The sequence below is a fragment of the Nonomuraea candida genome (genome assembly GCF_000725485.1).
Classification (GTDB): Bacteria; Actinomycetota; Actinomycetes; order Streptosporangiales; family Streptosporangiaceae; genus Nonomuraea; species Nonomuraea candida.
On sequence record NZ_JOAG01000015.1, the window covers coordinates 423,986 to 434,985 of the forward strand.

9 protein-coding genes and 1 pseudogene are annotated in these 11,000 nt (G+C 72.0%); 6 read left to right on the forward strand and 4 right to left on the reverse strand.

Going from position 1 to position 11,000, the window contains the following annotated elements; all coding sequences use genetic code 11:
- Positions 1-32: 32 nt before the first annotated feature.
- Entirely contained in the window at positions 33-2,555 is a 2,523-nt protein-coding gene (locus IO39_RS16805; RefSeq protein WP_043623053.1) for an MMPL family transporter, read from the reverse strand.
- Positions 2,556-2,718: 163 nt separating this feature from the next.
- Here IO39_RS16805 and IO39_RS16810 point away from each other — a divergent pair, with 163 nt between their 5' ends.
- From IO39_RS16810 to IO39_RS16825, 5 genes and pseudogenes are all read left to right on the forward strand, one after another.
- The gene (locus IO39_RS16810) at positions 2,719-3,387 is read left to right on the forward strand and encodes a TetR/AcrR family transcriptional regulator (RefSeq protein WP_052422991.1); all 669 of its coding nucleotides are present in this window, start codon (positions 2,719-2,721) and stop codon (positions 3,385-3,387) included.
- Positions 3,388-3,879: 492 nt separating this feature from the next.
- Entirely contained in the window at positions 3,880-5,382 is a 1,503-nt protein-coding gene (locus IO39_RS16815) for an alpha/beta hydrolase (protein ID WP_043623056.1), read from the forward strand.
- 124 nt (positions 5,383-5,506) lie between these two features.
- The gene (locus IO39_RS16820) at positions 5,507-5,857 is read left to right on the forward strand and encodes a GntR family transcriptional regulator (protein ID WP_043623059.1); all 351 of its coding nucleotides are present in this window, start codon (positions 5,507-5,509) and stop codon (positions 5,855-5,857) included.
- Positions 5,854-6,066 (forward strand): annotated as a pseudogene (locus IO39_RS52650) (ATP-binding cassette domain-containing protein); the annotation flags it as partial. The gene IO39_RS16820 and the pseudogene IO39_RS52650, both read left to right, overlap by 4 nt.
- A gap of 28 nt (positions 6,067-6,094) precedes the next feature.
- Positions 6,095-7,132 carry an ABC transporter permease subunit gene (locus tag IO39_RS16825; protein ID WP_052422992.1) on the forward strand — a complete coding sequence of 346 codons (1,038 nt, stop codon included), beginning with the start codon at positions 6,095-6,097 and terminating at the stop codon, positions 7,130-7,132.
- 163 nt (positions 7,133-7,295) lie between these two features.
- Here the strand turns inward: IO39_RS16825 and IO39_RS16830 are convergent, their stop codons facing one another.
- From IO39_RS16830 to IO39_RS16840, 3 genes are all read right to left on the reverse strand, one after another.
- Positions 7,296-7,904 carry a hypothetical protein gene (locus IO39_RS16830; RefSeq protein ID WP_157548463.1) on the reverse strand — a complete coding sequence of 203 codons (609 nt, stop codon included), beginning with the start codon at positions 7,902-7,904 and terminating at the stop codon, positions 7,296-7,298.
- A gap of 127 nt (positions 7,905-8,031) precedes the next feature.
- The gene (locus IO39_RS16835) at positions 8,032-8,631 is read right to left on the reverse strand and encodes a DUF2867 domain-containing protein (protein WP_043623065.1); all 600 of its coding nucleotides are present in this window, start codon (positions 8,629-8,631) and stop codon (positions 8,032-8,034) included.
- Positions 8,628-10,553, reverse strand: coding sequence for a fumarylacetoacetate hydrolase family protein (locus tag IO39_RS16840; RefSeq protein WP_043623068.1), 1,926 nt, complete (start codon positions 10,551-10,553; stop codon positions 8,628-8,630). Before IO39_RS16840 ends, IO39_RS16835 begins: the two co-directional genes overlap by 4 nt.
- A gap of 262 nt (positions 10,554-10,815) precedes the next feature.
- Here IO39_RS16840 and IO39_RS54490 point away from each other — a divergent pair, with 262 nt between their 5' ends.
- Positions 10,816-10,992 (forward strand): hypothetical protein, encoded by a 177-nt coding sequence (locus IO39_RS54490; protein WP_157548466.1) that lies wholly within the window; start codon positions 10,816-10,818, stop codon positions 10,990-10,992.
- The last annotated feature ends 8 nt before the right edge of the window (positions 10,993-11,000 follow it).

An 11,000-nucleotide genomic window follows, 5' to 3' on the forward strand; every position in this document is an offset into this window, starting at 1 on the left:
CATCGGCTGTGACAGACCACCGGCAAGTGCCGTCAGCGCGCGGCGGTCTCGGGGACCCGTACCGGCGCGGCCTGGTGGTGGCGTTCCAGGTTGGCGCCCTCGACGTCCACGTCGGGCAGGATCCGGTCGAGCCAGCGCGGCAGCCACCATGCCTTGTCGCCCGCCAGGTGCATGACCGCCGGAATGATCAGCATGCGCACGACGAAGGCGTCGATGAGCACGCCGAAGGCCAGGGCGAAGCCGACCGGCCGGATCATCGTCAGGTGGGAGAACATGAACCCGCCGAAGACCGAGATCATGATGATGGCGGCGGCGGTGACGACGGCCCGGCCCGCCCGCACACCCTCGGTGACCGCCTGCCGGGCGGGAGCGCCGTGCGCGTAGGCCTCGCGCATGCCCGAGGTGAGGAAGAGCTGGTAGTCCATGGCCAGCCCGAACAGGATGCCCACCAGCAGGGTCGGCAGGAAGTTGAGGATCGGCGCGGGGTCGGTGACGCCGAACACGCTGCCGAGCCAGCCCCACTGGTAGACGGCCGTGACGCCGCCGAGCGCCGCGAACAGCGACAGGACGAAGCCGCCGGTGGCGATGAGCGGCACCAGGATCGAGCGGAACACGACGATCAGGATGAGCAGCGACAGGCCGACCACGACCGCGAGGTAGGCCGGCAGGGCGTCGGCGAGCTTCTCGGAGATGTCGAGATTGGCGCTGGCGCTGCCCGCGACGGACAGGGAGACGTCGCCGGAGCCGAGCTCAAGGGTGCGGCCACGCAGGTCGTGGACGAGGTTCTCGGTGGACTCCGAGGTCGGCCCGCCGGTCGGGACGACCTGGAAGACCAGGACGGTGCCCTGGTCGTTGGCGCCGATGGGCGCGACCGCGGTCACCCCGTCGACGTCCATGAGCTGCTTGCCGAGGCCGGCCTGGGCCGCCGTGAGGTCGTCCCCGCTCACTCCGTGGTCGAGGTCCGCGACCACGATCAGGGGCCCGTTGGCGCCGGCGCCGAACTTCTCGGTGATGGCGGTGTAGGCGCGGTACTGCGTGGAGTCGGCGGCCTCGGAGGCGCCGGTGGGCAGACCGAGGCGCATCGAGGCGGCGGGCAGCGCGATGAGGGCCAGCGCGCCGACGCCGATCACGATGCGCAGGACGGCGCTGCCGACGCTCATCGGCTGCACGTGCTTGGGCGCAGCCAGGGGCGCGGTCTGCCCGGTGGCCTCTTCGGCGGCCTTCCTGTCGCGCCGAGGGAGCAGCCGGTGCCCGAGCAGGCCGAGCAGCGCCGGGGTCATGGTCACGGTGAGGAGCACCGCGACGGCGATGGCGACGGCGCCGACCGTTCCCATCAGCGCGAGGAACGGGATACCGGTGATGTTGAGTGCCAGCAGCGCGATGAGCACGGTGCTGCCCGCGAAGACCACGGCGTTGCCGCTGGTGCCGTTGGCCAGCCCGATGGACTCTTCCACGGCCATGCCCGCCTTCAGCTGGCGGCGGTGGCGGTGCAGGATGAACAGCGCGTAGTCGATGCCGACGGCCAGGCCGAGCATGGCGCCCAGGATGGGGGTCACCGACGTCATCTCGATGGTGCCGGACAGCGCCATGGCTCCCGCGACGGCCACGCCCACGCCGAAGAGCGCGTTGAGGATGGGCAGCCCGGCGGCCACGAGGGTGCCGGTCATGATGATGAGCACGAGGGCCGCGACGATGAGGCCGACCGCCTCGCCGACGCCTCCGAGCTGGATCTCACCCTGCGTGATCTCGGCGGAGTAGTCGGCGGTGACGCTTTCAGGGAGCGCCGCGTCGAGGGTCTCGGTGACGGCTTCCTTGGTCTCCGGCGCGATCTCCTGCTGCGGCAGGTCGAAGACGACGGTCGCGGTCGCGGTCGAGCCGTCGGAGGAGACCGTGCGGATGCCCTCCGCGAGGGTCAGCAGGTCGCGTCCGACGAGCAGCCGCTGCTCGGACTTCTCCAGGGTGGCGCTCTGTTCGTCGAGCTCGGCCTGCTGCTTGCCGAGCTGGGCGAGGGTCGCCTTGAGCCGGGTGAGGGTCGCCTTGAGCTGCGGGTTCTGACCGGCCCGCGCCATGCCGGCCTCGGCCTGCTCGATGCCCGCCTCGGTCTGCGTACGGGCCTGGTCGAGCTGCCTCTGTCCCCTGTCGAGCTGCTCGCGGCCGTCCTCGATCTGCGCCAGGCCGTCTGTGATCTTCTTCGTCTGGTCCGCGCGCGCGTCGGCGGAGGTGAACGGGTCGGCCACCTGGTCGACGCCGTCGAGGCCGGCGACCTTCTTCAGCGCGGCGCTGACGCCCTGGCGCTGGTCGGCAGTGAGCTCCGCACCGTTCCTGGAGTGGATGACGACCTGGCCGGTGCCGCCGCTGGCCACGGGCAGTTCGGTCTTGAGCCGGTCGGTGACCTGCCCCGTGGGCGTGCCGGGAATGGTCATCGTCGAGCTCATGGCCCCGCCGAAGGCCAGGAAGGCTCCGACGGCCAGCGCCAGCACGATGACCCAGACGGCGATCACCCACCAGGCCCGCCGGGCGGTGAACCGGCCCAGCCGGTAGAGCAGTTCGGCCATCGTGCACTCGCTTTCTGCTTCTGACGCGGGGATTCCAAGTAACCGGATGAGACGTATCCGTTTCCGCAGTCTAGTGAGAAGCGGATAGCGTGCATCCGCTTCAACCAGACCTGCGGGCTGTGATGTTGATCCCATCTATCCGGTTAGGGGTACGCTTCGAGGCGTGACACCGCGACCCGACCACGAGCCGGCGCGGCGCGGCACCCTGCGCCGGGACGCGGAGCGCAACCGGGATCGCATCGTGCGCGCCGCACAGGAGCTGTTCGCCGAGCGCGGCCTCGCGGTCGGCTTCAACGAGGTGGCCCACCATGCCGGTGTGGGCGTGGGCACGGTGTACCGGCGCTTCGCCGACAAGGAGGAGCTCATCCACGCGGCGCTGGCGGAGCCGCTGGGCGAACTGGCGGAGGCCGCGCGGCGGGCAGGTGAGGCCGAGCGGGCCTGGGACGGCCTCGAACTCCTCCTGGGAAGCATCACCGAGCTGCTGGTGGACAACCTCGGGCTGCGGGACGTGGCGCTCGGCGGCGGCGGATGGCGGCTCGGCAGGTCCACCGTCGAACGCGTCGCGGACGTGCTGCGGTACCTGCTCGACCGGGCGCGGGCCGAGGGCGACCTGCGGGACGGTGTCGCCGGCGACGACGTGATGATGATCCTGTGGCTGGTGACCGACCTGGCGCAGCACTCCGTCCAGGTCCGTCCGCGGCTGTACCGCCGCTATCTCCAGGTCCTGCTCGACGGGCTGAGGGCTGCACCGGACAGGGCGCCGCTGGTGGAGGAGCCCACCGAGCAGCAGGTGCTGGCGATCTGCCGGCGCTGGGCCGGCGCGCCCCTCTGACGGTCGAGCCGGGCCCGGCTCACGTCCTCACCGTGGGTCGCGGCCAAGAGCCGGGCCTGGCTCACGTCCTCACCGTGGGTCGCGGCCAAGGCCGGGATCATGACCGGGCTCGGCGAACGGAGCGAGACCACTCGATCGCCCCAAGCGCGCAAGGACGCAGACATGGGGCGCGGCGATGGGTCCACGGCGCTGGGCGCGACCGTCGCCCGGCTCGGGCCCGTTCGCGGCCTGGCACCACCCCTTCGGTCACTGCGCCGCGCGGCGGACGTGGCCTCGGGCGAGCGACAGGTAGACGAATGCGGTCCAGGTGTGGGCCCGGTCCCGGAGGCCGGCGCCGGTGAGTGCGTTGCGTTCATGGCATGGGCCACACTGTGGCGTTTTGTCGAGTTTGTGATGAGGTCATGGGTCTTCGGTGACGCGGTCTCTGGGGTGCGGTCCGGCGCCCCGGCAGAGTCGATGCATCCGCTGAACACCTGAGGAAGAGGGACCCTGATGCGAGACCTTGCGAAACTGTCCGCCGCCGCGGCGGCCACGGCCGTCCTTGCCACCACCATCGTGACTCCCGCCCGGGCGGCGACCACGTCCGTTCCCGCCACAGCCCCCGCCCAGGCGGCGGGCATCTCGTGGCGGGCCTGTCCCGCGGGGCCCGGCGTGGACCCGCGCCAGGAATGCGCCACCCTGCGCGTCCCCATGGACCACCGGAAGCCCGGCGGGCCGGCGATCTCGCTGGCCGTGTCGCGGATCAAGACCGCCAAGCCCGCGACGCGCCGCGGCGTGCTGCTGATCATCCCGGGCGGGCCGGGCAGCCCCGGCCTGAACCGGCCCAGCGTCCAGGTCGGGAAGCTGCCCCGGGACGTGCTCGACCGCTACGACCTCGTCGGGTTCGACCCGCGCGGCGTGGGGCAGAGCTCGCCCGTCTCCTGCGGGCTGGAGGCCCGCGACCTCTCCGTCACCAGGCTCAAGCCCTACCCCGACGCCGACGGCGGCATCGCGGAGAACCTCGCCTGGTCACGCAGGATCGCCGAGGCCTGCGCCAGGAACGGCGGGCCTCTCCTGCGGCACATCAGCACCCGCAACGAGGCCCGGGACATCGACCGCATCCGCCAGGCGCTGGGCGAGAAGAAGATCTCCTACTGGGGCGTCTCCTACGGCACCTACGTCGGCGCCGTCTACGCCACCCTGTTCCCCGGCCGTACCGACCGGGTCGTGCTGGACAGCAACGACGACCCCGACCCGCGCCGGGTGGCGCGGCAGTGGCTGGCCAACTACGCCGTCGGCGTGGAGGACCGCTTCCCCGACTTCGCCGCCTGGGCCGCGGCCCGCCACGACGAGTACGGCCTCGGCGCCGACCCGGCGGCGCTCCGCCGCACCTTCCTCGACCTCGCGGCCGGGCTGGACCGCAGGCCGCTGCCCTGGCCCGGCGCCAACCCCGAGGTGCTGGACGGCAACCTCCTGCGGGAGACCCTGCTCAACGCCCTGTACGCCGACGCGAACTTCCCCATGCTCGCCACGCTCATGCGCGCCGCCCGCACCGGCGCAGAGCTGCCCCCGGCGAGCACTCCCCCGGCGGCCGTCATGCAGAACACCGCCGCCCACGCCGGCGCCACCATGTGCAACGACGTCGCCTGGCCGGGCTCGGCCGGCCACTACCAGCGGCAGGTCAAGAGCAACCGCGCCGCCTACCCGCTGACCGGCGGCATGCCCGTCAACGTGGGGCCGTGCCTGTTCTGGCCCTTCGAGCCCGCCGAGCCTCCCGTGCGCGTCACCTCGCGGGGCCCCGCCAACGTCCTGCTCATCCAGAACCTGCGCGACCCGTCCACGCCCCACAGCGGGGCGCTGCAGATGCTGCGGGCCTTCGGGCAGCGGGCCCGCATGGTCAGCGTCGACTCCGGCGGCCACGGCGTCTACCTCGCCAACGGCAACGCCTGCGGCGACCGGGCGGTCACCGCCTTCCTGACCACCGGACACCTCCCCCGCCACAACACGACCTGCTGACCGCGGGCGGATCATTCGTGGGCCACCGGCCTCCTGTGTCCCGGCCGAGATGACGCGACGCGCCCCAATAGTCCTAGTTGTGGTAGGACTATGGGGACAAGTCACAGGGAGGTGCGGGTCGCCGATGCTGATCGCCATCGACCACACGGACGGCACGCCGTTGTTCGAGCAGATCGCCGCCGCGGTCCGTTCGGGGATCGCCGAGGGCTCGATCCGCAGCGGGGAGAGGATGCCGGCGGCCAAGGAGCTGTGCGCGGCCCTCGACGTGAACCGGAACACGGTGCTGCACGCCTACCAGAGGCTGCGCGACGAGGGGCTGATCGAGCTGCGGCGGGGGCGCGGGGCGACGGTCACGGCCCAGGCCGAGCGCCTGACCCTGCTGTCGGCCGCCGTACGACGGCTCGTGAACGAGGCGCGCGAGCTGGGCATCTCCGCCGACACCCTGTCCCGCCTGGTGAAGGAGTCGTACGGATGAGCGTGAGCGGCCCGGACCGGACGCTGTCGGCGACGGGCCTGACCAAGCGGTTCGGCAGCCGCACGGCCGTCTCGGACCTCTCCTTCGAGGTGCGCGCCGGCCGGGTCTTCGGGCTCCTCGGGCCGAACGGGACCGGCAAGACCACCACCGTACGCCTGCTGACCGGCATGCTCACCCCCACCCGCGGCTCGGTGACCCTGTTCGGCCAAGCGCTAGAAGCTGTCGGTCGGCCGGGCCGTGCTGCACGAGCCCGACCTCCTCTTCCTGGACGAGCCGACCGCCGGGCTCGACCCCGAGGCGGCGATCGACCTGATCGGCTACGTCCGCGAGATGGTCAGGACCGCGCGGACCACCGTCGTCATCTGCACCCACCAGCTCCACGGCCTGGAGACGCTCTGCGACGACGTCGGCATCCTCGACCAGGGGCGCCTCGTCGTCACCGGCGAGGTCCAGGCCGTGTTGCGCCGGCGCTGGCCGGAGCACCGCTACCTGCTGGAGGTCGAGGGCGACCCCGCCTCGGCCCGCGAGGTCATCGCGCCCCTCGTCATCGTGCCGCTGGTCTTCGTCGTCCTCATCCCGGGGGCGGTGCTCCTGCTGGGGAGCAGCCCCGCGCTCCTGACGACGACGGTCGCCGGGCTGTCGGGGTTCATCGAGAACCTGCCGGTGCACGCCCTGCCGGCCGGCTACTCCGCCGAGCAGCTCACCGTGTACGCGATCATCGTCTACTTCATGGCGCCACTCTTCCTGCTGATCCCGGTGATGGTGGCGAGCCTCACCGCCAGTTCCAGCTTCGTCGGCGAGAAGGAGCGCGGGACCATCGAGGGGCTGCTCTACACGCCGCTCACCGACCGCGAGCTGGTGCTGGGCAAGGTGCTCGCCTCCGTGATCCCCGCCGTCCTGCTCACCTGGGCGTCCTTCCTGGTGTACGCCGTGCTGGTCAACGCTCTCGGGGCGCCGCTGATGGGCGGCGTCTTCTTCCCCACCTGGGCCTGGGCGATCGTCATCGTGGCGCTGGCGCCGCTGGTGGCGTTCCTGGCGACGTGCCTGATCGTGGCGATCTCCGGGCGGTCCACCACCATGCAGGGCGCTCAGGGCTCGGTGGTCCTCATCGTCCTGCCCGTGCTGGCGCTGATCGCGGGCCAGTCGACCGGGCTCATGCTGTTCGACGCCCGGATCGCGAGCGTCGCCGCCGTCACGCTCCTCGTGATCGACGTCGCGGTCTTCCGCACGGTGGCGGGACGGTTCCGCCGCGAGCCCATCATCACCCGCCTGTAGCTCCCCTCCGCCGGTCCTGCCGGCCGGCGGAGGGCGGTGAGCGGGACGGGGATGACGGGCCGGGGGCCGCCGGTCGCCGCCGAAGAGGGCGGGAAACCGTCGTGGGCAGGTTGTCCGGGGGGCTCACCCCGGGTTCCCGGATGACCGGCCCGAGCCGCGGCCCTTACCGAGCGGGCTGGGGATCCGGCGTGTCCGCGGGGTCGGGCTGCGGCGCGGGCTCGGGCTCGTCGCCCGCCTCCAGGCCGCTGGGCGCGATCTTGACTTCAGGGGAACCGTGCAGGTTCCACACGTAGTCGTCCAGGCCGTCGTCGTTGATGTTGTAGACGACCTTCCCGTCGCCGGTCCATTCGTACTGGCTGGTGCTGGTCACGTAGCTGGTCGTGCAGGTCTCGGAGCCCTCGTCCTCCCCGTTGAGGGCGCCGGTGATGTCGCACCACTGGCCGGCGATGACCTTGTCGTTGCGCTCGAGGCGCGCCTGGATCGAGAACTTGTCGAACCTCTTGCCCAGGTCGGCGCTCGACGTCGCCTTCCACTTGATCTGGACGCGCCCTCTCCGGGTGTTGCCGTCCTTGTAGATGCAGGACCGTCCCCAGGCTCTGACGTCGGGCTTGCCCGGCAGGCTGAAGTCCCTGGTGCTCCACTGCGCGTCGCAGGTCCATCCGGCCGCCTGCGCCGGCGACGACACCAGCAGCGGCGTGGCGAACGCGACCGCGGCGGCCACCGCCGCGCACGCCGACCGGGTGACTCTGGCTCGAATGCTGACCGATGACATGAGGATCTCCGGATCTCAAGGGATGTTCGGGCAGTCGCCCGCGGTTGCCACGAGTCAGCCTGCAGGAGGGCGGCCGCAATGTCGTTGGGCCTGCCTGCACACTTGCTTGACACAGAATCCACACAGCTCAGCGGGGTGACGTCCGTTCCCGGTGGGCGCGCCAGGCGCGCTCCCATTGCCGGGTCAGGGCCGGGTAGACGACCAGGTACCGGAACGGCGCGATGGCGGCCAGGTAGAGGCGGCCGAACCGGCCGTTGGGCTTGACGAGGACGGCCATGCGCAGCTCGTGGTCGCCGTTCTCGCCCGGCACCCAGCCGAGGTGCATCACCGCGTGCACGGTCCCGTTCGCCAGCTCGCGCGCCGACTCCCGGTCCAGCTCGTAGACCGGTTCGAGGGGCAGGGCCGGGCTGTGCGGGCCGTGCGGGGCGGCGCGGAGGTCGTCCGGCAGGCGGTCGCGGAGCGAGGCGACCCGCGTGCCGAACCCGGCCGACGCCCCGTCCCAGCCGAAGATCGCGCCGAGCCGCCACCGGAGGGCGAACAGGAACCGGGCCGGCCCGTTCAGCGTCGCGGGCCCGCCGGCCGCCCGCGTGGCCGCGAGCATCGCCGGGAAGTCGCCGGGACCGGCTCCCGGCGTGCGGAACGACCACACGTCCTCGACCGAGAAGTCCCGCGTGAGCTCGTGGATGCGCCAGGGGAGGGACGTGTGCGCGGACGCGGGGAGCCTCATGACAGACCTGCCTCGGCCATCATGGCCAGCAGCGTGAGCTGGTCGAGGTCGGGGGTGGCGGCGGGGTCGAGCTCGCGGTAGCGGCGGTGGAGGTTGACCACGATCCGCTCGGCGTCCAGCCAGGTGGCGTACTCGTCCAGGTCGACCTTCTCGATCGCCTCGGTGAAGGACAGGCCCTGGGCGTGGGCGGCGTCGGCCTGCTCGACCACGTGGGCGAGGTAGCCGCGTACCGCGCGGACGCCGTCGGGGTCGGTGACCGGGCCGTGGCCGGGGACGATCGTGGCCGCGCCGGTGGCGATCATCCGGTCGCAGGCGGCGATCCAGTTGGCGATCGGGCCGCGCCACACGATCGGGGTGCAGCCGACGAACAGCAGGTCGCCCGCGAACAGCACGTCCGCGTCCGGCACGTGGACGACCGAGTCGGCGGCGGTGTGGGCCGGGCCGAGGTCCATCACGCGCACCTCGCGGCCGCCGACGTTCAGGACCAGCTCGCCTTCGTAGGAGCGGTCGGGCAGCCGCAGGCGGATGCCGCTGAAGTCGAAGGCGCCGAAGCGCTCCCGGAAGTACGGCGTCGCCGGGCCGACGTCCACGACCTGGGTGGCGGTCAGCATCTCCGGCGCCATCTCGTGCCGCATCTCGGCGTGCGTCGCCGCCGCGGCGATGATCTCGACGGTCTCCCCCAGCAGCTGGTTGCCGTGGGTGTGGTCGCCGTTGGCGTGCGTGAGGACGGCGCGAGTGATCGGGTGCCGGTCGGTGACGGCGCGCATGGCGGCGAGCATCTCGGCCGTGAGCGGGAGGTCGAAGAGGGTGTCGACCAGCAGGGACGCGCCGTCGCCCGCGATGAGGCCGGCGTTGCTCCAGCCGTACCCGCCGTCGGGCAGCAGCCAGGCCCACACGCCCGCGCCGACCTCGTGCAGGCCGCGCGTGTAGGGCAGCCGCGACGGGGCGCGGTTGACGCGCGGGCGGGGCGGCCGGCGGTCGGGGTTGTGCCTGGGGGCCAGCCGGTACGGCGCCGCCGACGCGCGCACGGTCTGCCGGGTCGCGCCCAGCCCTTCGACGGCCAGCTCGACGACGTCGCCGTCGCGCAGCCAGCCGGGGAAGGAGGCCGGGTCGGCGAGCGACAGGTGCTCGATGAGGCAGCAGCCGGGCACGGTGCCCGAGCCGAACACGTCACCGGGCAGCAGGTCGACGCCGCGCGAGGCGTAGGAGACGACCTCGCCGAAGCTCCAGTCCATCGCGCCGGTACGGCCCGAGCCGATGGTGCGGCCGTTGACCTTGGCCTCGACGCGCAGGTCGAGCCGGCCGTCGCGGTGCGCCAGCTCGTCGGGGGTGACCAGGAACGGGCCGAGGGTGGTGGCGCCGTCCTTGCCCTTGGCCTGGCCGATCGCCAGCGGCGACTCGCGCAACTGCAGGTCGCGAGCCGACCAGTCGTTGTAGATGGTGTAGCCGATGATGTGCCGCTCGGCCTGCTCGGGGGTGAGGTCCCGGCCGCCGGGGCCGATGACCGCGGCGATCTCCAGCTCGAAGTCGAACCAGGCGCTGCCGGGCGAGACCGGCACGTCGTCGTACGGGCCGACGATCGTCGCCGGGGAGGCGAAGTAGAAGGCGGGGATCTCGTACCAGACGTCCTTGAGCGTGCGGGGCGCGCCGGCGGCCTGCTGGCAGTTGCGCATGTGCTCCAGGAAGCACAGGCAGTCGCGGACGGAGGGCGGGCGCGGGATGGGCGCGCGCAGCCGGGCGCCGGCCAGCGGGACGGGACGCTCGCCCGACGTCAGCGCGGCCTCCCCGGCCGCGCGCAGCTCGTCCGCGCCCCGGCTGATGAGCTCGATCAGGCCGGCACCCGGCGGGACGGGGTGGATCACGTTCTCGCCGAGCACGCCGGCGCGGTCGCCGGTGCCGGTCGCGTAGGTCACCCAACGCATGGCGAACCTCCTCGCATCTATGTTGGCTGACATAGAATATAGCGAACAACACATGCTCTGCCTATCGGCATACCGGTTGGGGGCAGGGCCTCCGGGGCGCCGGACACGGCGGCGGAGACGGCCAGCGGCGCGCTGGTGATCGCCACGGAGGCGGGGTCGCAGTCGGTGCGGTCGGAGCTGCTGCGAATTGCCGCAAACCCGGCTCGCATGCAATTCCTGGAAGAGAGCCGCACTCGAGCGCTCCCGGTGGTACGGCTGGGAAGTGTTGGACACCGGCAGCGAAACCAATTTCTGGAGCAATTTCGCCGACGCCGACGTCAACGTGACGCGCTTCGGGGAAGGCACCTGCGATTACCGCGTCTACACCTATCACGCGGCCGTCACCTCGGTGGTCAACCGCCTCTACACGTATAATAGGTCGAATGGCATCGGCTGCTGAGAGTTCAT

Bases quoted from the DNA above. Each gene is read 5' to 3' on its own strand.
- IO39_RS16805 (WP_043623053.1), bottom strand. From the start codon at position 2,555: ATGGCCGAACTGCTCTACCGGCTGGGCCGGTTCACCGCCCGGCGGGCC.
- IO39_RS16815 (WP_043623056.1), top strand. From the start codon at position 3,880: ATGCGAGACCTTGCGAAACTGTCCGCCGCCGCGGCGGCCACGGCCGTC.
- IO39_RS16820 (WP_043623059.1), top strand. From the start codon at position 5,507: ATGCTGATCGCCATCGACCACACGGACGGCACGCCGTTGTTCGAGCAG.
- IO39_RS16830 (WP_157548463.1), bottom strand. From the start codon at position 7,904: ATGTCATCGGTCAGCATTCGAGCCAGAGTCACCCGGTCGGCGTGCGCG.
- IO39_RS16835 (WP_043623065.1), bottom strand. From the start codon at position 8,631: ATGAGGCTCCCCGCGTCCGCGCACACGTCCCTCCCCTGGCGCATCCAC.
- IO39_RS16840 (WP_043623068.1), bottom strand. From the start codon at position 10,553: ATGCGTTGGGTGACCTACGCGACCGGCACCGGCGACCGCGCCGGCGTG.